Annotated in this window: 18 protein-coding genes; 11 read left to right on the top strand and 7 right to left on the bottom strand. The window is 41.8% G+C overall.

Annotated features, from left to right (window positions below; translation table 11 throughout):
* Positions 1-13: 13 nt before the first annotated feature.
* From JZ787_RS02560 to JZ787_RS02550, 3 genes are read right to left on the bottom strand one after another with little or no spacing between them, the layout of a single operon-like run.
* A complete protein-coding gene (locus JZ787_RS02560) occupies positions 14-2,026 on the bottom strand; it encodes a TRAP transporter permease (RefSeq protein WP_346311553.1) in 2,013 nt (670 codons plus the stop codon).
* Positions 2,023-2,496, bottom strand: a complete 474-nt coding sequence (locus JZ787_RS02555; protein WP_279045148.1) for a DUF1850 domain-containing protein — start codon at positions 2,494-2,496, stop codon at positions 2,023-2,025. The genes JZ787_RS02560 and JZ787_RS02555 overlap by 4 nt, the downstream gene beginning before the upstream one ends.
* The gene (locus JZ787_RS02550) at positions 2,493-3,503 is read right to left on the bottom strand and encodes a TAXI family TRAP transporter solute-binding subunit (protein WP_151836362.1); all 1,011 of its coding nucleotides are present in this window, start codon (positions 3,501-3,503) and stop codon (positions 2,493-2,495) included. The genes JZ787_RS02555 and JZ787_RS02550 overlap by 4 nt, the downstream gene beginning before the upstream one ends.
* A gap of 361 nt (positions 3,504-3,864) precedes the next feature.
* Between JZ787_RS02550 and JZ787_RS02545 the strand changes: the two genes are divergently transcribed.
* The 6 genes from JZ787_RS02545 (at position 3,865) to JZ787_RS02520 (ending at position 11,147) form a co-directional block, all read left to right on the top strand.
* Positions 3,865-4,458, top strand: coding sequence for a LysE family translocator (locus JZ787_RS02545; protein WP_004694517.1), 594 nt, complete (start codon positions 3,865-3,867; stop codon positions 4,456-4,458).
* 113 nt (positions 4,459-4,571) lie between these two features.
* On the top strand, positions 4,572-5,141 hold the full coding sequence (gene dcd / locus JZ787_RS02540; RefSeq protein ID WP_004694514.1) for a dCTP deaminase: 570 nt from the start codon (positions 4,572-4,574) through the stop codon (positions 5,139-5,141).
* Positions 5,142-5,379: 238 nt separating this feature from the next.
* Positions 5,380-6,822 carry a hypothetical protein gene (locus JZ787_RS02535; RefSeq protein ID WP_346311552.1) on the top strand — a complete coding sequence of 481 codons (1,443 nt, stop codon included), beginning with the start codon at positions 5,380-5,382 and terminating at the stop codon, positions 6,820-6,822.
* Positions 6,823-6,831: 9 nt separating this feature from the next.
* Complete coding sequence (locus JZ787_RS02530; RefSeq protein WP_004694509.1) at positions 6,832-7,515, top strand: hypothetical protein; 684 nt, start codon at positions 6,832-6,834, stop codon at positions 7,513-7,515.
* Between the two features lie 26 nt (positions 7,516-7,541).
* Positions 7,542-9,827 (top strand): DUF6160 family protein, encoded by a 2,286-nt coding sequence (locus tag JZ787_RS02525; protein ID WP_346311551.1) that lies wholly within the window; start codon positions 7,542-7,544, stop codon positions 9,825-9,827.
* A gap of 24 nt (positions 9,828-9,851) precedes the next feature.
* Positions 9,852-11,147 (top strand): hypothetical protein, encoded by a 1,296-nt coding sequence (locus JZ787_RS02520; RefSeq protein WP_346311550.1) that lies wholly within the window; start codon positions 9,852-9,854, stop codon positions 11,145-11,147.
* Positions 11,148-11,205: 58 nt separating this feature from the next.
* On the opposite strand, the gene JZ787_RS02515 is transcribed toward JZ787_RS02520, so the two are convergent.
* From JZ787_RS02515 to JZ787_RS02500, 4 genes are all read right to left on the bottom strand, one after another.
* Positions 11,206-12,924 (bottom strand): proline--tRNA ligase, encoded by a 1,719-nt coding sequence (locus tag JZ787_RS02515; protein ID WP_346311549.1) that lies wholly within the window; start codon positions 12,922-12,924, stop codon positions 11,206-11,208.
* 95 nt (positions 12,925-13,019) lie between these two features.
* Positions 13,020-16,124, bottom strand: coding sequence for an efflux RND transporter permease subunit (locus tag JZ787_RS02510; RefSeq protein WP_346311548.1), 3,105 nt, complete (start codon positions 16,122-16,124; stop codon positions 13,020-13,022).
* Between the two features lie 21 nt (positions 16,125-16,145).
* Positions 16,146-17,273, bottom strand: a complete 1,128-nt coding sequence (locus JZ787_RS02505; protein ID WP_346311547.1) for an efflux RND transporter periplasmic adaptor subunit — start codon at positions 17,271-17,273, stop codon at positions 16,146-16,148.
* 57 nt (positions 17,274-17,330) lie between these two features.
* Positions 17,331-17,969: a hypothetical protein gene (locus JZ787_RS02500; protein ID WP_087010454.1), complete on the bottom strand. Its 639-nt coding sequence runs from the start codon at positions 17,967-17,969 to the stop codon at positions 17,331-17,333.
* Between the two features lie 280 nt (positions 17,970-18,249).
* Between JZ787_RS02500 and pilG the strand changes: the two genes are divergently transcribed.
* From pilG to JZ787_RS02475, 5 genes are all read left to right on the top strand, one after another.
* The gene (gene pilG / locus JZ787_RS02495) at positions 18,250-18,633 is read left to right on the top strand and encodes a twitching motility response regulator PilG (protein ID WP_004694493.1); all 384 of its coding nucleotides are present in this window, start codon (positions 18,250-18,252) and stop codon (positions 18,631-18,633) included.
* 27 nt (positions 18,634-18,660) lie between these two features.
* Positions 18,661-19,029: a response regulator gene (locus JZ787_RS02490; protein WP_004694491.1), complete on the top strand. Its 369-nt coding sequence runs from the start codon at positions 18,661-18,663 to the stop codon at positions 19,027-19,029.
* 5 nt (positions 19,030-19,034) lie between these two features.
* Positions 19,035-19,571 (top strand): chemotaxis protein CheW, encoded by a 537-nt coding sequence (locus JZ787_RS02485; protein ID WP_004694490.1) that lies wholly within the window; start codon positions 19,035-19,037, stop codon positions 19,569-19,571.
* A 50-nt stretch (positions 19,572-19,621) separates the two neighbouring features.
* On the top strand, positions 19,622-21,694 hold the full coding sequence (locus JZ787_RS02480) for a methyl-accepting chemotaxis protein (protein WP_218288072.1): 2,073 nt from the start codon (positions 19,622-19,624) through the stop codon (positions 21,692-21,694).
* Between the two features lie 164 nt (positions 21,695-21,858).
* A complete protein-coding gene (locus JZ787_RS02475; RefSeq protein ID WP_346311546.1) occupies positions 21,859-26,337 on the top strand; it encodes an Hpt domain-containing protein in 4,479 nt (1,492 codons plus the stop codon).
* The last annotated feature ends 4 nt before the right edge of the window (positions 26,338-26,341 follow it).

The following is a 26,341-nucleotide window of genomic DNA, read 5'->3' as shown; positions in this document are numbered from 1 at the left end:
TTTTTTTGCTTTTTTAGGAGAGTGAATAGGACTGATTTTGTTTTTTGGCTTGCATAATATTAATGCTGATGGCGATCACCACCATCACAATCCCGATAATATCAGTCACGGTTTCAGGGATAATCATACATAAAGCACCTGCACCTAAGAAAATTCGCCAGAACCAGTTCAAACCAACTTTAAAGTAACCTTCAACTGCTGCCCCCAGTGCCAAAATCCCAACCACTGAGGTAAAGACAATACTCACAATAGTTGTCCATGCAGGAAAAGCAAACTCACGCGCATTGACTGCGACATTGGCTGTATCAATCATCAGCATGGCAGGGTTATAGACAAACAAGAACGGGACAATGAAACCTGCCAAAGAAAGTTTCAAGGCTTGGAAACCTGTGCGCATTGGGTCGCCCCCTGCGATTCCCGCACCTGCAAAGGCGGCTAAGGCGACAGGTGGCGTAATATTGGCAAACAGACCAAAGTAGAACACAAACATATGCGCCACCAGTGTGGGAATATCAAAGTTTGCCAAAGCGGGTGCAGCCATGGTCGCGGTAATGATATAGGCTGGAATCGAAGGAAGTCCCATACCTAAAATCATTGATGCAATCATGGTAAAGAACAGCGTTAGAAATAGGCTGCCTGCACCGATGCTCATAATCGAGGAGGTCATGACAGAGCCAAAGCTGGTCAGGCTCACCACACCAATAATAATCCCCACCACAGCACAGGCTGCCATGACTGAAAGGGATTGCTTTGCACCATCGGCGAGCGCTTCTAATATTTCTTTGAAACCCATACGGGTCGATTTGCGGAAACTCGCCACAATCACAGTTAAGACAATGGTGTAGACTGCGGCATAACTGACAGGGATGGATTGAAAGAGGAAAAACACCAAAGCCACGATTGGAATAAGTAAGTGCCCTCGCTCTTTTAGGACATCTTTAACCCGTGGTAAATCCGCTTTCGGGACACCTTTTAAATTGTCTTTACCAGCACGGAAATGAACTTGAGCCATCACACCTAAATAGTAGAGTAAAGCCGGAAGCGTGGCTGCAAGGGCAATGGTGCCATAACTGACACCCGTGGTTTCAGCCATAATGAAGGCACTGGCTCCCATCACAGGGGGTAAAATTTGTCCACCTACAGAAGCGCTGGCTTCAACAGCACCTGCAAAATTTTTGTGGTAGCCAATTTTTTTCATCAGGGGAATGGTAAATGAACCAGTACCTACGACATTGGCCACCGCTGTGCCATTAATGCTGCCCATAAATCCACTGGAAATGACGGCAACTTTTGCAGGGCCACCTTGTTTATGTCCCGCAAGTGCCATCGCGAGATCATTAAACAGTTTTCCCATGCCTGATTTCGCCAAAAAAGCACCAAACAAAATAAACAGGAAAATAAAAGTGACTGAAGCACCGATTGCGGAAGAATAAAGCCCTTCGGTTTTTAAATACATTTGCCCGAAAATATCACTAATACTATACGGGCGCGTCAATAAACGATCAGGGACCCAGTCATAGTGGCTAAAAAACGGGTAAGACAGAAAGACTAAACCTAAAATAGGCAGCATCCATCCCATGACCCGCCGAGCACCTTCAACCACCAGCACCACGGCTAAAATGGCAAAAACAATATCTAAGGTGTTTGGAATACCCCCACGCGTGGTCATAATGGCTTGATATTCTTTCCAAAGGTATAAAAAGGTTGCTAAAGAGGCTAGGGCAAGTAACCAATCCAACCAAGGGATGCTTTGTCGTGAACTGGACTGACGTGCAGGATAAAGTAGAAAGATCAAAACCAAACCAATAGCGACATGGGCGGAACGTTGAATCAGTTCGGGTAGTGGATTAAAGGTAATAAATAAATGAAATAAGGAATAGAAAATAGCAATCGCCGCTATGAACCATGCCACAGATTTGTTGCTTGGGGTACGAGTCACTGACTCACGATCAAATTTTTCTAAAATGGCTTGTTGTTGTTGCTCATCTAATTGTTCAGGGGCAACTTTGTCTTCATTTTGAGTCATCGGCATTCTCCGATCTGCCATGCTTTCCACAAGGGCTGTTGTTGTGCTGTAATTTGAACCAAGGTGTAATCTGGATATTGTTGAAAAATGGGCCAGACGCTCTGGTGAATGATGATACTGCCTTGCATATTCTTGGAAATGATCCAGTTGATTTGATCAATGCGCCGATTAACTTTCATTCTGACCATACCGTCTTTTTGAAAGATGATGGGGTAGTCATTCGGTGTGCCTGCACCGAAAGAAATCAGGTCGGTGTAGCGCAATATAAAGTGCTGTTGCTCCTGTTGATAGTTTTCAATCCAACGGGTTTTTTCAACTGAATGTTTCCACTGCAAACTAAATTGTGCTGTTGAAATTCGGCACTGCATTTGAGCAACAGTTACTTCGCTATAGCGAACAGGTAAGAACAACAGCCCGCATAAACCGAGTAGAAAAAGTGCAGTAATCACTGCACCTTTTTTCAGCTTCATTTTTTCGCTGCGAGTTCGTCGTAATAACGCTTAGCCCCAGGGTGTAGCGGAGCAACCACGCCTTTTTGAGCCGTTTCCAGATTAATTTCTGTCGCTGCCTGATGTGAGTTGGCCAATTGTCCTAAACTATCAAAGAAGGTTTTGGTCAGTTTATAGACATCATCTTCAGAAAGATCGGAACGTACCACTAAAGCGTTCATAATGGCCGCAGTTGGAATATCTTCTGCATTACCATAAGTGCCTTTCGGAATATTCAGAGATAGGAAATAGGTTTGGTTTTTGGCGATTTGTTTCACTTTCTCAGGATCGATCCCGACCAGTTGTAAATCGAAACCTTGTTGCAGTTCCATCAAGGATGAGTTGGGGATACCACTGGTTAAGAATGCAGCGTCAATTTTTCCACCCTTTAAAGCATCCGCGGCTTCTGCATAGCCTAGATAATCGACCTTCACGTCATTGTAAGTAATACCAAAACCATTTAAGAGGGTGCGCGCATTAACTTCAACCCCTGAGTTTTGGGCACCGACGGCAATGCGTTTACCTTTTAAGTCTTCAAGCTTTTTAATGCCTGATTTTTTTGACGCCACAATTTGCACATAGTTGGGATAAAGTGCTGCAATTTGTTGGACATTATCAATTTTCCCACTGGCAAAACTGCCTGTGCCATTCAGTGCTTCAGTTAAGCTGTCACTCATGACAAAAGCCATTTCGACTTTTTTCTGTTTGAGTAAGTTAAGATTTTCTACCGATGCGCCTGTGGTTTGGGTTTTTGAATTTACACCGTAGGTTTTATTATAAATTTCAGCCAAACTGGTGCCAATCACGTTGTATGGCCCAGATGCGCCACCTGTTGCTATGTTGACAAATTTACTTTGGAGTTTGTCGGATGCTTGTGCACTGGTTTCAGTTTGAACATCGCCTGAAGTCGTGGTTTTATTGTCACTTGAGCATGCTCCTAGACCCGCAAGTGCAATTGAAAGTAGCGTGAGTTGAGTCCATTTTTTCATATACTTTTCCTCGTTTTATTATCTTCAAAGCCATTCACTTGGCTCTTTTATCCTTGACTTTGCGCGATCAGATTGATGAATAAAAATACGCATGTTTTAAAAAGTAACTGATTAAAAATCATTTGAATAGTTTTTTTTCATTAGGCATGTCTATTTGATTTATAAAATCATTGATTTGAAAAAAGAATAAAGCATGTGGCGTCATTTTTATGAATGCTAGATTGGGTAAGGGTCTTATACGTTATTTATGTTAAGTATTGAATGAAAATTAAAAAAACTGTTATCACGGTTCACTAAATTTGATTGCTTTCAGCATGGCAAGTCATTACGCTTATAGCTATATATATGTGGGTCTGTGAATATGGTCACTTGGTTTTTTATTGGTTTAGTGATAACCATTCTTTTAACTCCAGGACCAACCAATACCTTACTTGCCTCTTCGGGCATTCAAGTCGGTATTCGTAAATCTTTGCGTCTCATTCCAGCAGAAGCTTTTGGCTATCTCATTTCAATCACGGCATGGGGCTTCCTTATTGGAAAAGTGTCCGTACACTTGCCTTTATTGCCGACTATTTTAAAACTGTTCAGTGCAAGCTATATCATTTATTTGGCCATCAAATTATGGCGTACAGCCGATGCTGAAGTGAGTTTTAATCAACCGACTATTCGGGCACGTGAACTGTTTTTGGCAACACTATTGAACCCTAAAGCATTATTGTTTGCTTCAGCCATTTTCCCAACCATTGCGTGGACAAAACTAGATTATTATCTGTCACATATGTCGCTGTTTTTGGTTTTGATCGTTCCAATTGCTTTCTTTTGGACTTTTATCGGGTCAATTTTAGCGAGCAATAAAATTCGTTGGCTTAACCAATCTAACCTGCAAAAAACAGCATCGCTGGTTTTGATGAGTTTTTCGATTCCACTGAGCTATTCTGCGATTTTAAGTTTTTAATTTAGTAATTAAAGCCAGAAATTTTGAGAACTTAAACGCGCTTATTTTCATTGAAAGCGATTTCAGTTAAAGTACAACGCAATTATTGAAATTAAGCTTTTTGGAAAGAATAAATGGCTATTAAGTCCGATCGTTGGATTCGCGAAATGAGCGAAAAACACGGCATGATCGAACCGTATGCAGAAAACCAAGTTCGTTTAGATGAAAATGGTCAAAAACTCATTTCTTATGGTGTGTCGAGCTATGGTTATGATGTTCGTTGTGCACGTGAGTTTAAAGTTTTTACCAATGTTCACTCGGCAATTGTAGATCCAAAAAACTTTGATGATAAAAGTTTTATCGACATTGAAGCTGATGTTTGTATTATTCCACCAAACTCATTTGCTTTAGCACGTACCGTTGAGTATTTCCGTATTCCGCGTAATGTGTTGACTGTGTGTTTGGGTAAATCGACCTATGCACGTTGCGGTATTATCGTAAACGTCACACCACTTGAGCCTGAGTGGGAAGGTCATGTTACTTTAGAGTTCTCGAACACAACCAATCTACCTGCACGTATTTATGCAGGTGAGGGTGTTGCGCAAATGTTGTTCTTCGAATCTGACGAAGTGTGTGAAACATCGTATAAAGACCGTGGTGGTAAGTACCAAGGTCAAACAGGTGTAACTTTACCGAAGACCTAAGTTTTTGATATTTAAGAAAGCGGATCATTGATCCGCTTTTTTTTATGTCAATTCATTCATCGGAAAATAAATATTATCGGACAGTTGGTTTTGCATTTGTGCTGAGTTTCAGCATAATCAATTATGAAATAGAGTGCTTTGGTTGACGCAAATAAAAATTATAGTGCGCAGAGTAGAATGCCAAGCAAAGGATGCAGTACATAAAGATGCGGAGCATCGAATAATAAGGATGGTCGAGATGACGAATCGTATATATCCCGCAGGATTGAAAAAATCTTGTTTAGCTAGTCTTGTCGGACTCATGCTTGCACAGTCTGCATTTGCGCTCGAGTCACTTTCCGATGAATATCTAGCAGATACTACGGGTGAAGGCATTGCTTTACTTCCTGAAAACTTCAAGATGGTGTTTCAAGGGGCCAATGATCTCTCCACGGCGTCTAGCTACAACCGTGGCGTGGCCAATCCACAACAATACGACACGGGCTTTATTCGTATTATTCCTGTGGGTGAGAACTATTCCAAGTATACCGACGCAGATGATCTGAGCACGAAACGAACCAAAGCAGACATCTTTATTTATGGTTTAGCGCTTTCGCGGTCTGATAATAATGCCAATAGTCGTTTCAGCAATCAGGGCTTTACATGGGGAAGCGATGTTAATCCTTGGTTATTTCGCGCTGGTACAGCCACGGGGATTAAACAGTTTCACCAGTCAAATGCAAGTTCAGATGTAAGTTTTCTGGGGCTGGAAGCGCCTTTAGCAACGGTTGTAGCGAGTGACACAGATAATAATATTAAATTAGGTCTATGGTGGGATGCTTTTTCGCGTAGCTGGAATTCCCAAAATAAAGTGGACCCTATCACTGGTGCACCCACAACAACCAACGCGGCAGCAGATCCTGATTTAAGTTTAAATCAAAGAATACGTTTACAGGCGGTTGCAAATGGATTGAGTTTAAATGGCTCACAGGTTCGTATGTTTCAAACTCAAGCATCTACCTTAGACCAGCAAAATAAAACCTTTGGGATGGCAGCCTTACTTCGGATCAATACTAATGATGATCCATCTACATTAATCTATGAAAATACAGATGCAAATAAAGCGCAGTTGAATGGCAAAGTCCTTCGACTGAGCACAGCCGCGACCAACGATGGTATGGCAGTCACACCCGCATTAGATCGTTCATTGGCTCCAATCTTTGATGCCAGTGAAGGACTTTATTTATACAGCCCAAATATTAATTTGGTCTTGGGTAATATGTATCAGCCTTTTGTTGTAGGTTCGGAAGGACGCAATATTATTCTTGAAGTCACGCGTATTCCGAACGTGCCTGAAATTTATAAGCAGATTTATACCTACTACCCAGATGTACAAGGTGGAAACAATGCAGATTATAAAGGATCAACCTGTAATGTGGCCTATTGTGGTTCGAATTTTGTTCAAACTGGGGCAGGGAGTACTGCGATTCAATACCAAGGAAATAACGCAACACATAGCAGTATTTCGATTGGTAGCGTGACACGAGATCCGACCACCAATACGCTCAAAGCCAATACGGCGACACAGTCTACTGGTGTGGTATTCCGTGGGACTGGAACAGCAGTTCCTGTGAATTTGGGTTCAGTTGCTATCGATGGTGTATTGATCCAACACTTAAAAATTAAGACCACAGGGCTATAGGATACCGACATGATGAAAAAATTATGTGTAACCATGTTGATGTCTGTATCCATGTTATCTCAAGCGGGTTTGGTAGATTTGGATAATACGGAGCTGGTCGGTGTGACTGGGCAGGGCGGCGCGGATTTGAGCTTAACCCTATCGATCAACCACCAATATGCCAATGATATGAGTTTAAATACGATCTCTAGGACCAATGGTGTAGATGCAAATGGGCGAGCTATTGTCACTGAAGCGTATTATCAAATGCGCGCAAATCAAGATTGCGCTTTATTAGAATTGTGTCGTATCGCCATTTCTCCAAATAATCATAAGGAAAATGGGCAACGAAAATGGCTGGTGTTTAAGCAGTTCCAAGGCACCATGCAAATTGATAAATTTTCGCTGGAAGGTACCACAATTCTGAATAAAGAAGGTAAGCCACAAACTGCGATGCTGTTAAAATTTTTCGATGATAAACCCCTTAAAATTCGTAACTTGGGTTTTGCCAGCCTTTCAGTAGAAAGTGGTGAAAATGGATATTTTAATACCTCAACATATAACAGTTATGGTACGAGTAAAACTGTCCCCACTTTTGATAAAGGTCAGGAACAAGGTTTTATGGGCTTAAATGTTCACGGAAACTTACATCTGGATGGAAATCTAAAAATCTTTAGCTATAACTGCTCGGGCACTGCGGGTAGCCGCTGTTAGACACATAGTTTCAAAAGGATATTGAGATGCATAAAATAATAAAACTAAACCTTCTGACACTGTGTATCTGTGCAGCGAATCAAAGTTATGCATTACAAGCTTTGAATGATCAGATTTTAAGTGATGTAACGGGTCAAGATGGTATTTCAATTACCCATGAAGCTTCAAAAGTTGACATTAAACAATTGAATTGGGTGGATCCTGCGGAAGTCGGTAAAACACCGATTAAACTGGGCTTACATAATATTGAAGTGAAAACGGCGACAGGTTATAACAATATTAAAACCAAACTCGATTTTGATGTGGGCACAACACAATTAGCCAATGGTACGCAAGGGGTTGGTATTCAGCTCTCTGCAAGTGTGTCACCTTTTACCGCAACGGCTGCCCAAATTATGCTGATGTGTTCGCCGAATTGTGCAACAGGTGAAACAGACCAAAATTTAGGAAGTTTTAAGCTTTCGACTATTTCACCTTTTGAAGTGTACTTGGCAACGACGAATGGTTTGTTTAACCGCGACTCAAAGGTGCATTTAGATTTTAAATTGCAGAATGCCAGTATTAGTTATGGACAGAATAATCAAGATTTAACCTTAAAGGATTTCAACTTCAATTTATCTGCTGATGGATATCTTTATATCGATGAAACGGAAGGTGTAGTTCTCACCTCAAAGGGCAGTGTTGGCGATAATATTGTTGTTTTAGGTCGAGTGGAAGATAAAACTGATGTACATGACAGCCGTGTAGGCAATGCCACAAATCCCGGGTTAAACGTCGATTTACGTTATGGCTCAGCAAACTCGACTCATCGGAACTTAATTCGAATAGGGGCATCAGGTGCTTTAACCAATGGCAAGATCGCGTTAAATGCTGACCAGACAGGTGTTGCTAAGTTTAATACGGTCAACCGTGTTAACGGTAATGTCCAAGAAAATGAGGTGGTTGCCTCTGCGGGTTATGGTTTTAAGAATGCAGGTGGCTTACATTTAAATGTGTCTGCTGACTTTACTCGTGCAGGAAATAGTTTGCTCAGCGCTGCCACACCAACAACGTTTGAATTAGGACACACTGGTACAGGCAGTTACGCCATCGAGTTTTCAAATTTATCACCGCTCAATGTTCGTTCTTCTACTGACCCTAATTCAGCAATAAACAGTCAAAATGCTTATATTGATTTTGGCCAGATTTATATCAATAACATTCGCACCAACTCAATGGGTTTTGTGGTCAATGACCAAATTAAGACGATATTGGGTGCGCAAAACTATGAACTGATTTATAACCCATCGCCAACGGGTAATGCTTCAAATATGGCTTTTATTGCTGTACGTGGGCTCGATTTTCAAGCGATTGCACGTAAAGCCCGTTTTATTTCAGATAATTCTATTGCAGTAAACAATACTAACGAAGGAACATGGGGTTTAGGTATTCCAATTTATAACCTCAATGCCAATGCAGCATTTTTTGCCAAGAAATATACCAATACCGTTGGAACAGTGAAGGATGGGTTGGGCTATGACATCGCGGTATCAACCGATGGTTATGGGGAAGATAGTCAAGGCAATCCGAAAACAACGTCTATTATCGTCATTGATGGTGCGATGAGTAAGCATGGCGAAGAAGTTAACTACTATACAGGCTTACGTAATATTGACTCATATTTTAAAGCCAATGGTGTGATTGGTTTTAATGAAAATGAAATCTATATCAAAGCCGATAGCTTATTGTTTGCCGCCAATGCGGAAATCGCAATCGGGCAGCTTCCGGGTGCACTATATAACTGTCCAGCAGGGGTAAATAGTTGTGCCAAAGAAGTTGTACCGATTAATAACTTTGCCAAAAAAGATGATGTTCTCGCATCGATTGCTTTTATGTTAGATGGTAAAGGTGAACTCTTTATTATTCCAGGACTTGAAGCTGTAGGTGGGACACCACAAAGCAACTATTTGTCATTTAAATCCAATTTTGAGTTTAATACGTTGAGTAGTACAGACCTGAGTAATGAAAGTAAAAAAGGCAGTTTTATTAGTTTAAGTAATACCGATAGTAATGGAACCACAACAAAAACCTCAAGTTTTAACTTAAACAAAATGCAAGGTCACTTAGGTTTGAATGGAAAAATTCATATGCAAAAGGACTCAGTTGTCATGGATAATCAAGTGCAATTTAACCATAAGGCATTAGCAGGTGGACAGGGAACTGCCTTTAGAACGGAAGTTGCATTGTCTCCGACGGGTACCATGCAGAAGATTGCAGATATTGCCATTACAGGTGGGGCTATGCGTAGCACATTAGGGATTACGCCGCGCTAAAAAGAATGACAAGGAATAAATAAAATGAATAAGTCTTTAATTTCAATTCTAATCACAGCGACTTTAGGTTTGAGTCAAAGTTATGCGATGACCGCTTTAAATGACGAGGAATTGGCAGAAGTCGAAGGTCAATCTTTGATGAATCTAGAGTTTCAGCAGGGGACGAATACAACCGATGCACAAGGGAAAACATATAATCAATCAAACATTGGTTTTTATAAGTTGGCTCTAAGTGCCGAATTGGAGTTGAATGCCAATATTAAAAAGCTTCAATTGGGATGTGGTGGCGACAATAATTCCATTCGAGCGAACAGTTGTGATATTGATATCGATCATATTGGTTTAAGTGGACTACCTGATGATCCAAACTATACATCAGATCAGCGTGCAGCAACTTCGGCATTAATCACAAATCCATTTATTCAGTTTGCCATTAAAAATCCGACTTCAGCCGCAACACGTGAAGTACTCGGTTTTCGTGTCAGTGCTGAAAAGATTAAAGGTTTAATGACGCTTGGTACAGAGAATACTTCGACGCCAAATGGTATTAATACCTTTAGTGGTTATATGAAAACTAAAACAGCTTCAGGTACTGCTGTAACAGAAGCTCGTACTATGACGTATGCAGATACGGGTTTACAAATTAAAGGGAAGGTTACAGGAACAATTTTATTTATTCCGACAACATTGGATTACACATCTGATAATTATAATTTAACCCTGAGTTCAACCACAGCACCTTTTACTATTAATTCGACAGTTGTGTCGGGAACTCGAATGAAAGATGTAACTTTAAAAGGAAGTGGTACTGTTGGACAAATCAATTTCTCAGGTCCCCTTACTGCAACAGTACTCGGCGGCGTGCCTCTGAATAAACAGGTAACAGGGAATATTACGGGATTAAAAACCGATATCACTGTGAATCAGAGTTTAGGTTTAATTCATGCACTGTATTTAAACAACCCTGCATCACTATCCTTGCAATCACAAGATATCTTATGGACAGGGGCTGCGGTTGGCGCGAATAAAGGCTGGTGGCTAGCGATGGAAGACGAAGTTGAACTGGGTAGCTTAAGTCCAACCACCAAAGTAGCAATTACCAATGAGGTTCTAAAACAAACCATTGCAGGGATTAATAAAGATTTAACTGAGCATCCACGGCCATGTGGAGATTTACTTTTTCAGTGTGCTTTGGGGAGTGACTTAGCAGTTGGTAATGTTCCAATGAATACGACGACTTTGGATTTTCCACTGACTAATTTAAGCTTACAAGGGCAAAACTTTCGATCGAACTGCTATGGTGGTTTAAAATTCTGCTAGATACATGATCTAATAAAAAATCCCGCGATATACGCGGGATTTTTTATTCTAAAATGAATTATTTTGCAATTTTCGCCAACAACTCGTCTTTAGAAATGTTTACAGATTCAGCATCACGACGGCCTTTATATTCAAAAGTACCTGCATCCAAGCCTTTCTCACCAATCACAATACGGTGAGGAATACCTGTAAGCTCAAGGTCTGAGAATTTCACGCCTGGACGTTCGTTACGATCATCCAGTAAAACATCATAACCTGCTGCCGTAAGTTCAGCGTACAGTGCTTCAGCTGCTTCCAAAGTGCGTGGAGACTTATGTGCATTCATCGGCACAATGGCAACTTCAAACGGTGCAATTGCCATAGGCCAAATAATGCCTTTTTCGTCAAAGTTTTGCTCAATTGCAGAGGCAACTACACGTGTTACACCAATACCGTAACAACCCATGGTTACAGTAAATGGCTTACCATCTTCACCTAAAACTTTACAGCCCAAAGCTTCTGAATACTTTTGACCCAGTTGGAAAATATGCCCAACTTCGATACCACGTTTAATTTGCAGCGTACCTTTACCGTCTGGAGACGGATCACCCTCAACCACATTACGTAAGTCATAAACTTCAGTGAACTGTGCATCACGTTCCCAGTTGAGACCAGTAACGTGTTTATCAACCTCATTTGCACCTGCAACAAAGTCAGATAGGACAGATGCAGCACGGTCGACAATGACCGTTAAGCCTTTTTCAACTAAGCCTTGTGGTCCACAGAAACCAGCGGTTAAACCCAGTGCAGCAAGTTGTTCTTCTGTTGCAAAAGTTAATGGTGATGCAATGCGCGGATGCTTCTCCGCTTTAATTTCATTTAGCTCATGATCGCCACGTAAGAACAATGCCACTACTGGTGTTGCTTGGCCTTCTTCGGTTGCAATACCTTGTACTAACAAGGCTTTGACAGAGTGTGCAGGATCAGACTGTAAGAAGTTTGATACATCTGCAATGGTTTTTTGATTTGGAGTATCGACCACTTCTAAAGCTTTGGTTGGAGCCGCACGTTCACCGACCAAAACGGCTTCAGCCATTTCAACGTTTGCCGCATAGTCAGATTCAGTCGAGAAGGCGATATCATCTTCACCACTTGATGCTAATACGTGGAATTCATGTGAGCCTGAACCACCAATTGAACCTGTATCGGCTTGTACTGGACGGAAATCTAAACCTAAACGGGTAAAGATTTTGCAGTACGCGCCATACATGATGTCATAGGTTTCTTGCAGTGATTCTTGGTTTGCGTGGAAAGAATAAGCATCTTTCATGATAAATTCACGTGAACGCATTACACCGAAACGTGGACGAATTTCATCGCGGAATTTGGTTTGTACTTGATAGAAGTTTGCAGGCAATTGTTTATAGCTTTTGAGTTCATTGCGTGCAAGATCGGTTATGACTTCTTCGTGTGTAGGACCAAGCACAAAAGGGTTGCCATGGCGGTCTTTGAAACGAAGCAATTCAGGGCCGTATTGGACATAGCGACCAGATTCTTCCCATAAAGACGCTGGCTGAGTTACGGGCATCAGGACTTCGAGCGAACCCGCATTGTTCATTTCTTCATGAACGATCGCTGCAACTTTATTTAATACGCGAACGCCCATCGGCAGCCAAGTGTATAAACCTGAAGCCAATTTACGAATCATCCCAGCACGTAGCATTAGTTGATGTGAAATCACTTCTGCGTCATTTGGGGTTTCTCTTAACGTTGCAAATAAAAAGCGACTCGCGCGCATGGAAACTGTCCTAAAATTTTAAACTTTGAAAGTCAAAGATTATACGATAAAAAATGAGGAGGCATGTCGACACCGCCTCAGAAAAATGTCGATTATTATGACATGATTTTACGTACTTGACGCAGCATAAAGTTCTTAAAGTCATCTAAATAGGTGAAGATCACAGGAACCACCACTAAGGTCAGTAGTGTCGATGTAATGACACCGCCGATCACTGCATGTGCCATCGGTGCACTTTGTTCACCTCCTTCACCTAGCCCTAAAGCCAGAGGCACCATGCCCATCACCATGGCACTTGTAGTCATCAAAATAGGGCGTAGACGTGTTTTACCCGCATCAATAATCGCTTGATAACGATCAACGCCGTGATCCATGGCTTTTTTAATGAAATCGATCAATAGAATTGCATTCTTGGTCACCAGACCCATCAACATGATAATACCGATAATAGAAAACAAGTTCATGGTGGAGTTAAATAAGAAGAGCGCTAAAAACACCCCAATCAATGATAGTGGCAGGGAAGCCATAATCGCCGCAGGGTGAATAAAACTATTAAACTGCGAACCTAGCACAATATAAATAAACACGATTGATAAGGTGATTGCGGTCATGGCATAACCTGCAGATTCAGCCATGTCTTTGTTTGAACCTTGTGTGTCAAAGCTATAACCTGCTGGAAGGTCAAAGTTGTCTTCAATTTTTTTAATATCGGCGCCAATATCGCCTGCAGGACGACCTGCGGTGTTGGCTTCGACTAAGACCTCCCGTGCTAGATCACGACGATTAATCTGCGATGCCCCCAGACTTTCTTCTAAATGCGCAACGCTAGAAAGGGGAATCAATAAAGCTTGACCATTGGCATCCGTTTTTTGCGATGTGAGGTAAAGGTTTTGTACATTACTAGGTAAGCTACGTGCAGTTTCAGTTAGGCGTAGGTTAACGTTATAAGTTTCGCCTTTGTTGTCTTGCCATGTGGTGACATCATCGCCTGCAATCAGTGGGCGAATGACATTGGCAATTTGGTTGACCGATAGTCCTAAATCGCTGGCTAAGACCCGATTAATATGCACGCCTAAAGTCGGTTTAGGGGCTTTAAGTGAGCTTTCTAAGTCGACAATGCCTTTGACTTGTGCAATTTCAGCCATAAAGCGGTCTGATATCTTCTGGAGTTCAGCTAAGTCAGGACCTTTGATGGAAATCATTACGGGCTTTTGTCCGCCCGATACCGTTTCATCTGCCGAGGCAATTGAGGTCACAGTAATGCCACCTACTTGTTGTAGGCGTTGGCGGAACTCATTGTTTAAGTCGGTTAAGCTTTTCTTACGCTCTGTGCGTGGCGTAACGGTTACGCGAATACTGACATGGTTTTTACCACGATCCGTAACGCCATTAATCACCGCATAAGTTGCTCGAACGTCAGGGTGCTGCTGAATAATTTTATCGACTTGCAGCAGTTTGGCTTGTGAATATTCCAAAGAGGCGTCGACAGGTGTTTCGAACTTAATCCGAATCTCACCTTTATCTGGAACAGGGACAAACTCTGTTCCAATTAGTTTAGATAAGCCTAATGCACCGAACAGTGAAGCCACAGCAATCATGAGGGTGATGAATCGGAAGCGCAGAGCAAGCTTGAGTAATTTCTCATAGTCATGGCTGAGATTATCTAGTTTGCCAGAAATCCAATTGAAGAAACGTTTGACTCGATTGGGTGGTTTATGTGGATTATGCTTTTCAGCCCAATGTGCAGATAGCATGGGATCTAAAGTAAAGCTGACAAACATGGAGATCAGCACAGCAGTACTGACGGTTACGCCAAACTGATAGAAAAAGCGACCGATAATACCACCCATAAATGCCACAGGTAAAAACACCGCAACAATGGTTAAGGTGGTGGCTAAAACAGCGAGTCCAATTTCTTTGGTGCCATCAAGGGCTGCTGTGACAGGGTCTTTGCCCATGTCTGCATGTCGCACAATATTTTCACGGACCACAATCGCATCATCAATCAGTAGACCAATACTGAGTGATAGTGCCAGTAAGGTCATCATGTTGATGCTAAAGCCGAAGATCCAAATAAACGTCAGAGTGCCAAGAAGAGCAATCGGCAACGTCATGCCTGTAATGGCGGTGGAACGGAACGAGCCTAAAAACAGCAGGACAATCAAAACGGCAAGAGCTGCACCCTCAATAATGGTACGTGCAACATCGGTGATGCTATTACGAATGCCTTTGGATGAATCTACCACGACTTTTGCTGTGGTGCCTTCAGGTAACTGTTTTTGGATATCTGCTAAGGTCTCATAAGCACCATCGACTACATCAATCACATTTGAATCGGAACTGCGTAAAATATCAATCGCAACCGCGGTTTTACCATCTAAATAGGCACTCGACTCAAGTTCGGCTTGGCTGTCTGAAATGCTTGCAACTTGGCGCAAATAAATCGGTACACCATTTTTATTGGCAATCACTAAATCGCCGAAGGCTAAAGGATGAATCACTTTAGACTTGATTTCGACCACAAGTTCACTATTACCATGTTTCAATGTTCCACCCGGAACCTCGACATTTTCAGCTTTTAGCGTGTTGATGATCTGGTCAATACCAATCCCAAAACTTTGTAGTTTGTGGGGTTCAATCTGTATGCGAATTTGTCGCTTGGCATCACCCAATAAGTTGACTGTCCCGACACCAGAAACGGTTCTAAACTGTGGAACGATGCGCTGATCCAGATAAGAACTGAGCTCTTTCAGTGACATGTTTTGTGATTCAAATACAATTGACATCACGGCATTGGCAGAAGGGTCATAACGTTCAACAATCGGGTCTTGAATTTCGTCTCGAAACTCAGCGGTGACCGGTGCAATTTTATCGCGGACATCTTGTGCGGCTATGGCAGAAGAAACATCGAGATCAAATTCAGCAATAATGGTCGATAAGCCTTCGCTAGACTGAGAAATGACCTGTTTTAAACCTGAAATGGTATTGATTTGGTCTTCCATTTTCTTGGTAATTTCAGACTCCACCGTTTCAGGCGATGCTCCTGGATAGGTGGTATAAACCACCACGAAGGGGAAATCGACATCAGGAAACTCCTCAACTCCCATTCTTTGCCAAGAGGCTAAGCCTAAAACCATCAGACAAAACATCATCATGATGGTAAAAACAGGATATTTCACACTAATACGGGTTAACCACATAGCAACAACCTTTTCTTATTTTTATGGATTGATTGTCACCATTTGATGCAAATCTTTTTCATTAAACTTTATACGGCTGATACGGTCGCCGGCTTGTAGTCCCTGTACTACAGCGCTGTTGTTGCTATAGCGTTGTTCCAATACTTTTATGTGAACACGTTCAATTTTATTGTGGCGAATCACCCAAACATAAGGCGAATTTTGTATATTTTGAATGGTATCCAGCGGGATAATTTGCCCTGAGATGGACTGTGAACCAAGTATGTTTCCCTCTACAAAGGTCCCAATACTCAATGAATTAATACTTTCAATTGGCTGAGCAAAAAACTCAATTTGACGGCTTGCGGGGTCAGCAATCGGGGAAATACGAGTAAGCTTGGCGGTTAGTTTTTGGGGATTGCCTTGCAGCCGATATTCAATTTTTTCTCCCAAACTTAAAGCTGCTTGTCGATCACTTGGAATTTTGGCCTGTATTTCTAAATGACTCGGGTCAATGATTTCAAATAGGGTTTGTCCTGCGGATACTGTTTGTCCAGGTTCCACCTGACGTTGAGTAATAACCCCTGAAATCGGGCTTAAAATAGTGCCATCGCGATCCGCTTTTTCGGCAATATCAACATTGGCTTGTTGCGCACGTACATTTTCTAATTGAGCTTGATAGTCCACAAGGCTTTGTTCATATTCCACTTTAGAAATAAAGCCCTGATCGAGTAAACGTTTTTTTCTTTGAACCATGCTTTTTGCAAGATTGGCTTGGGCTTGAGTTGATGCAAGATTGGCTTGAGCTTGGGCAAAACGCGCAGCATTATCTTGATTGTTCAATCGAACCAGTACTTGCCCTTTTTGAACGGCTTGTCCAACTTGAGCGGAGACGGCGGTGGCTGTCGCTGTCACTTGAGCCTGAATGGAACTTTGATTGACGGCTCGAATGGTGCCAGTAAAAGCTGTACGTTGGATAGAAGGCCCTTCTTGGAACTGAACCAAGTCTTGTGCTATCAGCTCGATTTTAGCTGTAGACGAAGTAGGGGAGGTGACTTCATCTTGTTTTTGGCAGGCAGAGAGGAGTAAGCACAAACACAGCGGACTGAGTTTTAAAATAGGGAGCACTTGGCGGCTTAATTTGTTTTTTATACGTAGTGCAGCCTGCATTGAGTCAAATCCTTTGGTCTAGCGGCGAAAGTCAGCACACTGTAAATAAGACGCAGATTATTCAAGTGTTTTTAAACGAGCAATAATTCTGTCGTATTCAGCCTTGGTATTACGATAGTGACTTTGTAACGATTGTATTTGCTCTTTTTTCATCACAATATTTTTGGAATTATAATCAATCATATCTTGGAGCGGTTTCGGATTGCTTTTGCCTTTACGCATGTTCTCTTTTTCTTGGCGTAAGAATCCAATACGGTCATTCTGTAATTGTTTCAATTCATCTTGCTGGAACTTAATCTGCTTTAAGATATAGGAAAGGGCGGTATTGCGTTTCTGAGTGGCGACTTGGCTGTTGGTATAAGCGCGTTTTAATTTAAGATCTGACTCGCGTTGCTTGGCCGCAGCTGCGCGTTGTGGCGCATATTGCGCATCTTTTTCTGCGTTGTATGGACGAGCCCGTTGAATCACTTGCATGTTGCTATCAAGTGCTTCATAACCATAACGAATATGGTTGGGGGTGACACTACTACTGACGTTCGCGATGCCTTTACTGTCGTAATATCGATACCAGACCGCTTTAGGTGGATCGGCCATAATCGAGATGGTCTGCAAACTTAGCAAAGCCAGCAAAATGACTTTCGCAGTCATCCTTTTTTTCACGATCAAAGCAAGTTTGTGATTAAACTCCCTAAGCATCGATACCCCCAGTTTAAAGTTGACTAAATTACTTATTTACAAGCAATAAATAGTGCTATATTAGTCCTAAATTTAGGAATAAAAAATATAATCAGTCAAAAAAAAATCGACGGGTATAGGAAAGTGTGAAGCCGTTCTTAAAAAGAAGATGAAGTGTGGCTTTATGCGGAAACTGTTCGTTGAAAATATAAGTAAATATATGTTAAAAGTGTACGTAACTTGTAAAGCGTCTACGAATCTGTTTCTACAAACATTCTAAAAATGGGAAGGGTCATATTAAATGGACGATAAATTCCAGAATCTAAAAGTAATGGTCATTGATGATTCAAAAACCATTCGTCGTACAGCTGAAACATTATTACAACGTGAGGGTTGTGAAGTTGTGACTGCTGTCGATGGTTTTGACGCATTGTCAAAAATTGCTCAAGCAAATCCTGATATCGTATTTGTCGACATTATGATGCCGCGTCTAGATGGCTATCAAACGTGTGCATTAATCAAAAACTCACAAAATTATCAAAATATTCCTGTAGTGATGCTCTCTAGCAAAGATGGTCTATTTGACCAAGCCAAAGGGCGTGTTGTCGGTTCAGATGAATATTTAACAAAGCCGTTTAGTAAAGATGAATTATTAAATGCGATTCGTAATCATGTTTCAGCATAAATAATATAAGTGTAATTGGGGAAAATTATGGCGCGTATTTTAATTGTGGATGACTCACCTACAGAGACATTCCGCTTTAAAGAAATTTTGGGGAAACACGGTTTTGAAGTGATTGAAGCGTCGAATGGTGCCGATGGTGTAACCATGGCTCAAGCTGAACTTCCTGATCTAGTGTTGATGGATGTGGTGATGCCAGGCGTTAATGGGTTTCAAGCAACCCGTCAAATTGCGCGTGGCGCAACAACAAAACACATTCCCGTAGTGATCGTCAGTACTAAAGACCAAGCTACAGACCGTGTATGGGGTAAGCGTCAAGGTGCATGTGATTATTTAACCAAGCCTGTTGATGAAAACCAACTGATTGATGTGATTAAGCAACACCTGAACGCAGGATAAGCTCTATGGCAGCAAATGGATTTATCGAATTACTTCGACTTGCTAAACGTGGTAATAAAAACTACGTTTCAAACGAAAATGAGGTAAACCGCTGGTCGGGCATTGCTTTTGAGATGATGGGGCAATATTTCGTTGCGCCATTAGGTGAAGTTGCAGAGGTGATTTATCCTCCGAAATATACTTTAGTGCCAAATACTCAACCTTGGGTTGTGGGTTTGGCCAATATTCGAGGACGTTTACTTTCTGTTGCCGATTTAGCGCACTATGTATCAGGGCATCGTAGTGCATATTCACCGACTCAAAAAGTACTCTGTATTAGTCACAATGACCACTATGTCGGTTTAGTTGTAGATCAGGTTCTGGGGATTCAGCACTTTAATAAGAAGAGTTTCTTTTCTAAACATGAAGATTTAGATCGGAATTTAAAAGAATATTGCCAAGGGTATTTTCACCAACACAACCAACAATGGCATGTTTTCTTATTCAGTCGCTTATTAGACAATCCAAAGTATATGAACGCATCTATAAAATTTATAAATTAATATCATTGTCGCGCGCGAAATTATAACGGCGTAAATCGGGGAGAAGCTGCATGGGCTTTAAACTTAAAAAGAAAAATACGGATGGAAGCACTAACCGCTCAGGTGGAAATGCTTTAGTAGCAAAACTTCAATCACAGACGGAACAGTTTTCACGTGTATTTGGTGATAGTGAAAAGTCCAAGCCATTAATTTTGGGTGCGGCATTTTGTATCGTACTGGCAATTTTCTTACTGTTGTACCTATTCTATAGCGTACCTCGAAATAACGAATTCACCCGTAGCTTGGGTGATTTACGTCTTTTATCGCAAACGATTTCGCGTCAGGCAACTGAAGCAACAGCATCAGGTACACCTGAAGCCATTAAAAAACTGACAGAATCACAAAAGTCTTTTGCTGAAAACTTAGAAATAGTAAAAGATATTCACGCGAGTACAGATGCACTGCGTGAAGTAGATACGCAGTGGAAAAAAGTTTCTGAAAATATTGATTTAATTGCATCACAACAAAAAATCATTAACCAACTTTATGATACCAACATCGCGATTAGTGAAAGTATTCCGGGGATTCAGGCCGAATACAACTTAATGGTTGACCAAATGGCACGTCAAAATGTGCCAGCCAACCAAGTCGTAATTGCAAAAAACCAAGTATTCATCGCAGAACGTATTTTACGCTCAATTGGTTCGGTATTAACAGGTTCAGCCAACTCACGTGAATCTGCGGATGACTTTAGCTCAGATACAGAAACCTTCGCGTCATACTTAAACGCACAGTTAAATGGCAGTGCGGACTTAGGTGTAGAGCGTATTAATGACCCTGAAATGCGTGACTCTTTAACCAGTATTCAATCAGAATATGATGATGTACTGAAGTCGGCAGCAGCAACGGTGTTAAAGAACTCATCACAAATTGTTAAAGTACGCCAAGCATCATCATCGATTTTTGAACAGTCGGATGCTTTGTTAAGTAATTTGAACAAATTGTCAGGTGGTACAGGTTTAGCAATTGCAATTCCTGCCTTAGGTTTAATTCTAGCCCTGATTGCTTTCTTATTCTGTGTATTTAAATTACTCGTACTTCGTGGCGAATCAGATAAAAAACGTGTATCTCGTCTACAAGATGAATATGACCGTAACCAAAACGCGATTTTACGTTTACTGGATGAGATTGCCGATCTTGCAGATGGTGATTTACGCTCATATGCAACGGTATCTGAGGACTTCACGGGTGCAATCGCCGACTCGATTAACTTCGCAATTGACCAATTACGTGACCTTGTATCGCGTATTACCGAAACTTCTCAAGAGGTTGCGCAATATACGGCAAGTACGCAGGGGATTACCAACCAGTTAGCCGAAGCATCTGAACACCAAGCACAAGAAATTGCGGGTGCATCTGCTGCGATTAACGAAATGGCAATGTCAATTGACCAAGTATCTTCAAACGCTGAAGAATCAGCGGTGGTAGCAGAACGTTCAGTAAAAATTGCTGCAAATGGCGCGAATGTTGTAAACCGTTCAATTGAAGGTATGGATATCATTCGTGAGCAGATTCAAGAAACCTCTAAACGTATTAAACGTTTGGGTGAATCTTCGCAAGAGATTGGTAACATCGTTGCCTTGATTAATGATATTGCCGACCAAACGAACATCTTGGCTTTAAATGCAGCGATCCAAGCATCGATGGCAGGTGAAGCAGGTCGTGGTTTTGCCGTGGTTGCGGATGAAGTACAGCGTCTAGCTGAACGTTCAGCATCAGCGACCAAACAGATTGAAACATTGGTAAAAACCATTCAGACCGATACCAACGAAGCTGTAATTTCGATGGAGCAAACCACGTCTGAGGTTGTACGCGGTGCGAACTTATCTAAGGATGCGGGTGTTGCACTGGATGAGATTCAAAACGTATCGGGTAATTTGGCGAAATTGATTGCAAACATTTCGGATGCAGCAAAGCTACAATCCGCATCTGCAGGTCATATTGCAACTACGATGAATGTCGTACAAGAAATTACCTCACAAACCACCACTGCGACTTTCGATACAGCCCGTTCAGTCTCTGAACTTGCGAACATGGCGGAAGCGTTACGTGAGTCTGTAACAGACTTTAAACTGCCTGATTAAGCGCTTGCTTTGGGGAGGTATGCTGCTCATTGTTTGAGTGGCATACCAAATCAGGATACACATCAATTCAGTTAGCTTAAGCAAAAAAGACTGGTTTGGGATTGATGGTTATAATGAAGTTTATGCACCTTTTTGGGTAGCTGACAACGCAAGAAGCCTTAGCTATGAAAGAAATATTAAAACATTTAGTTGAAACGACAACGCTTCCGGAAGATAGTTATCTAGATCAAGATGCAGAAATTCTTGAAATTTTTGTTGAAGAAATTGAAGAAATCTTCGTTGAGTTAGATCCATTATTTGAAAAGTGGTACGCTGAACCGACACATCAAGAAACTTTGTTGAGCATACGCCGTCATTTCCATACCTTAAAAGGCTCTGGTCGTATGGTGGGGGCAAAGTCAGCAGGTGAAACAGCGTGGGCAGTTGAAGACACCTTAAATCGTGTGATTTCAGGGGCTGTACCGCTTACGGCAACGGTTCAAAAATTTGCTAAAACAGTATTCAAACTGTTTCAATTTAAACTGTATCCGATATTCAAAGTGGTACAGGAGATTGATCTTGACCTTCGACCACTGGTTTTAATTGGACAACAATTACAACAAAATCAAAGTTTAGAACCTGCACTAGAAGAGTTGCTACAACTGTCTAATCATCTAAATAGTAATGATGTCGTGACGGGATTAGAGCTGAGCGATATTGAAGTGGCTGAATCTGAGCCACAAGTTGCAGACGTTTCTGAGCAGGATGATCAAGTGCATGATGTCCTTGAAGAAACTTTAGCGATCTTCATTGAAGAAGCGGAAGACCATTTAGCGACTATCGATCAGTTCTTAAATGCAGATGAAACCAAAGTACAAGATTACAATGGCTTAATCCGTGCCTTACATACATTGCGTGGTAGTTCGTCTATGGCGCAAATTGAGCATGTCTTTAATGCCAGCTCAAAAGTTGAAAATCTATTTAAAACCTTGGTACAAGAAGAAATTGTTTCTACCTCGAAGGAAATCTCTTTACTCACCCAATATGCTGAATTTGTACGTGACTATTTACACGTGCTTGGGCGTGGTACGAACGAACAGCTTGACGTGATTTACGCCACGTTCACTACGGCTTGGGATAACTATGGTTTCAGTATAGAAGACGTAGACGATGAGCTAAACCCACAAGGTATGGTCTCGAAGCTGATCGAGTTAAATATTGATCTACTGCTTGATGCTGAATTTGAGTTTGATCAGCGGGCTAAAGTTGAATATCCAGACTATATTCAGCACTTAGGTGAACAAGCAAAACAATTGCTAGAATTCACCAATAACCGTGCTGCTCAAGGAATTCATGACTTTACTTCTGAGCTATATGCGGGTTATCAAGCCTTACTGGAAAAGCCAGAATTACTCAATGTAGATTATGCATACGAGTTATTTGGTCAGGCACATCAAGAATTTATCCATTTATTTGACACTTTAGCTGCGGGTCAGCGCGTCATTCTGACTGCAGATGTACATAAAGTTCTGAATGAATTAATGGCCTTCGTACAGCAAGATGTTGAATCGACTTCGACGACGGTAATTGAACCGGTTGCTGAGGCTGTTATTTCTGGAAATACTTCACAACCAAGCCTTGATCTTGCGCAGATTTCGCAGCAAATTGCATCGGATCATCAGTACAAGCAATCGAATACGGCCAATACCGATTTTGATGATGATTTGCTCGATATTTTCTTGGAAGAAGCTGAGGAATTATTGATGGGGATGGATCAGGATCTTAATACTTGGTCTAAAAATGGCAATGATCCAGCAGCACTCAACAATTTAATGCGTTATTTGCACACCTTAAAAGGTGGTGCCAATATGATTTCTGCACCTTTTATTGGTTCGATTGCACACGAATTAGAGTCTATTTATGAGCGTGTGATTCGTCAGCAAATAGCTACAACGCCACAGTTGATCAGCATCATTCGCTTAGTACAGGATGACGTCGCAGACCGAATTCAGGTCATTCGTACGGAGAAGGTTGATTATCCAGCAACAGCGACGATCAATGTACTGCATAACATTCAGAGCTTGGTTGAGGGTACGACTGTTACAACTACAGCATCCGAGCCTTTAGTTAAAGCGTTTGTTGCGGCAGTTGAAGAACCTTTATCTAATATAGATAGAACGATTGAAGCTGAGGCAGCTGCGGTTGAGTCAGCAACTGCGATTGAAGAGCCGAGTATAGTTGATAACACTGACGTTACTGTCGTTGAACAGCTGGATACTCCGTCACTTGTCCAAGAAGAAGCAGTCAGCGCTGTTGAAGAAGCAGCTAGTCTTTTATCAATTGTTGAAGAAACCTTCTTGGAAGAAGCTGAAGAAATTTTAGCGACTACGGATGGCTTACTGAAACAGTGGACTGAACAACGTAGTGACCGTAGTGTGTTACTACAATTGCAACGTGCTGCGCACAGCTTAAAAGGCGGCGCGCGTATGGCGGAGAATGAACCCGTTGGTGCGATTGCTTATGAACTAGAAACTACATTTGAGCAATTTGCTGTACATAATTTCAGTTCAAACGTGTATGACCCATTATTGCAAACTGCATTTGAATGGTTAAAACAAGCCATCTTCAAACGTGATTTTAGTAATTATGATGGTTTGAAAAATAGCTTAGCATCTATTGATTATGTGGATGTGATTGCGCAATTACCGACGCGTGTAACTCAAATTGATTTACTCAATGCGGTACCAAGTTTTGAGTTTGTGCAGGGTGATGGTACTGAGCCGCCAGCAATGCTGGGTGAGTGGAAAGAAACGACTCACTTGGATGGCGGTAATGAGATGATCCGTATCTCAGCTGATTTGGTTGAAAAAATGATCGACCTGTCCGGTGAAAATGCAATTAACCGTTCACGTATTGAAATGGACTTAGGTCAGCTCGGCAATACGTTGAACGAGATGGAGCTTGCAATTAAGCGTTTGGCGGATCAGTTGCGTCGAATGGAAGGTGAGCTTGAGAGTCAAATTATTGCGAAGCACGGTTCTGAAAACTCGCGCTACGCAGACTTTGACCCTTTGGAAATGGACCAATATTCATCGTTGAATCAATTGTCCAAATCCTTAGCCGAATCAGCTTCGGATTTGGTCGATTTTAAGAGCACTTTGGCTGAGAAAATTCGTGATGCGGAAGGCTTGTTATTACAACAATCCCGTATTCAAGCGGAGATTCAAGAAAGCTTAATGCGGACACGTTTGGTACCGTTTTCACGTATGTTGCCTCGTTTGCAGCGTATTGTGCGTCAGACCGCATCAACCTTAAACCGCCCAACGGAATTAGTCGTTCATAACACCGAAGGTGAGTTGGATCGTACGATTCTTGAACGTTTGGTTACGCCGTTTGAGCATATGCTACGTAACGCAATCGACCACGGTATTGAAGATGCGGAACAACGTAGCGCTGCGAAAAAATCAGCGACAGGCCAAATTGAACTAAACATTAGCCGTCAAGGTACAGACGTTATCGTCAGCTTTAAAGATGATGGTAAGGGTATTGATGAAAGCACGATTAAAGCGAAAGCGCTAAACTTAGGTTTAATTAAAGCCGATCAAGTGCTAGATAAACAGGAAATCTTACAGTTTATTTTCCATCCGGGTTTCAGTACAGCCAAAGAAGTGACGCAAATTTCTGGACGTGGTGTCGGTCTTGATGTGGTGCAAAGTGAAATTAAAGCACTGGGTGGACATGTCACGGTTGAATCGGAAGTTGGATTCGGCACGACCTTCATTATTCGCGTACCGACTACGGTAGCGGTGAGTGATGCCTTGATGGTGAAAGCAGGCGATCAACAATATGCGATTCCATTGGCGCAGATTGATCGTATTGTGCGTATTGCTCCAACAGCATTGGATCACTATTTCCACAGCAAAGATGACCAATTCAAAATTGATGGTGTGAGTTATAAACTGCGCTATTTATCTGAGTTTTTATCCAATCAGCCGATTCCGCGTTTGAGTAATATTGGACATTCATTGCCGGTGTTATTGATTAAAGGCAATAGTGGACAAACCATTGCCTTATTGGTTGATCAGCTGATTGGTTCACGTGCGCAAATTGTAGTGAAGCCCGTTGGACAACAGTTTGCCAGCATTGGTGCAATTGCGGGTGCAACGATTTTGGGTGATGGTCATGTCTGCTTGATTTTAGATGGTCAGAACATCGCACGTCAGATTTTAAGTACCAAGCGTGTAACGCATGCAGCCGATCACCGTGACTTTGGTCGTCATCAGGATATGCGTCGTTTAGTGATGATTGTGGATGACTCGGTCACGGTTCGTAAGGTCACATCGCGCTTATTAGAGCGCCAAGGCTTTGATATTGTGACTGCTAAAGACGGTGTCGATGCGATGGAGCAGTTGGAGAGCGTTAAACCAGACTTGATGTTGCTGGATATTGAAATGCCACGTATGGATGGTTTCGAAGTAACGAACTTGGTTCGTCACCATGAAATTCACCAGAACTTGCCGATTATTATGATTACATCGCGTACGGGTGAAAAACACCGTGAACGTGCTTTCAGCTTGGGCGTGACACACTACATGGGCAAACCATTCCAAGAGGCAGAATTACTTGCCAACATTCAGCAGTTATTGGCTGAAAAGCAGGGGTAAATAA

Origin of the sequence: Acinetobacter sp. BWR-L5 (assembly GCF_039655985.1) — a bacterium.
GTDB lineage: Bacteria > Pseudomonadota > Gammaproteobacteria > Pseudomonadales > Moraxellaceae > Acinetobacter > Acinetobacter johnsonii.
This window is presented reverse-complemented; position numbering and strand designations above follow the sequence as displayed.

What these genes read in the sequence shown, in the direction of transcription:
- JZ787_RS02555 (WP_279045148.1), bottom strand. Translation starts at nt 2,496, where the DNA reads ATGAAGCTGAAAAAAGGTGCAGTGATTACTGCACTTTTTCTACTCGGT.
- pilG (WP_004694493.1), top strand. Translation starts at nt 18,250, where the DNA reads ATGGACGATAAATTCCAGAATCTAAAAGTAATGGTCATTGATGATTCA.
- JZ787_RS02505 (WP_346311547.1), bottom strand. Translation starts at nt 17,273, where the DNA reads ATGCAGGCTGCACTACGTATAAAAAACAAATTAAGCCGCCAAGTGCTC.
- JZ787_RS02490 (WP_004694491.1), top strand. Translation starts at nt 18,661, where the DNA reads ATGGCGCGTATTTTAATTGTGGATGACTCACCTACAGAGACATTCCGC.
- JZ787_RS02500 (WP_087010454.1), bottom strand. Translation starts at nt 17,969, where the DNA reads ATGCTTAGGGAGTTTAATCACAAACTTGCTTTGATCGTGAAAAAAAGG.
- JZ787_RS02545 (WP_004694517.1), top strand. Translation starts at nt 3,865, where the DNA reads ATGGTCACTTGGTTTTTTATTGGTTTAGTGATAACCATTCTTTTAACT.
- JZ787_RS02515 (WP_346311549.1), bottom strand. Translation starts at nt 12,924, where the DNA reads ATGCGCGCGAGTCGCTTTTTATTTGCAACGTTAAGAGAAACCCCAAAT.
- JZ787_RS02520 (WP_346311550.1), top strand. Translation starts at nt 9,852, where the DNA reads ATGAATAAGTCTTTAATTTCAATTCTAATCACAGCGACTTTAGGTTTG.
- JZ787_RS02485 (WP_004694490.1), top strand. Translation starts at nt 19,035, where the DNA reads ATGGCAGCAAATGGATTTATCGAATTACTTCGACTTGCTAAACGTGGT.
- JZ787_RS02535 (WP_346311552.1), top strand. Translation starts at nt 5,380, where the DNA reads ATGACGAATCGTATATATCCCGCAGGATTGAAAAAATCTTGTTTAGCT.
- dcd (WP_004694514.1), top strand. Translation starts at nt 4,572, where the DNA reads ATGGCTATTAAGTCCGATCGTTGGATTCGCGAAATGAGCGAAAAACAC.
- JZ787_RS02525 (WP_346311551.1), top strand. Translation starts at nt 7,542, where the DNA reads ATGCATAAAATAATAAAACTAAACCTTCTGACACTGTGTATCTGTGCA.
- JZ787_RS02475 (WP_346311546.1), top strand. Translation starts at nt 21,859, where the DNA reads ATGAAAGAAATATTAAAACATTTAGTTGAAACGACAACGCTTCCGGAA.
- JZ787_RS02550 (WP_151836362.1), bottom strand. Translation starts at nt 3,503, where the DNA reads ATGAAAAAATGGACTCAACTCACGCTACTTTCAATTGCACTTGCGGGT.
- JZ787_RS02510 (WP_346311548.1), bottom strand. Translation starts at nt 16,124, where the DNA reads ATGTGGTTAACCCGTATTAGTGTGAAATATCCTGTTTTTACCATCATG.
- JZ787_RS02530 (WP_004694509.1), top strand. Translation starts at nt 6,832, where the DNA reads ATGATGAAAAAATTATGTGTAACCATGTTGATGTCTGTATCCATGTTA.
- JZ787_RS02480 (WP_218288072.1), top strand. Translation starts at nt 19,622, where the DNA reads ATGGGCTTTAAACTTAAAAAGAAAAATACGGATGGAAGCACTAACCGC.
- JZ787_RS02560 (WP_346311553.1), bottom strand. Translation starts at nt 2,026, where the DNA reads ATGACTCAAAATGAAGACAAAGTTGCCCCTGAACAATTAGATGAGCAA.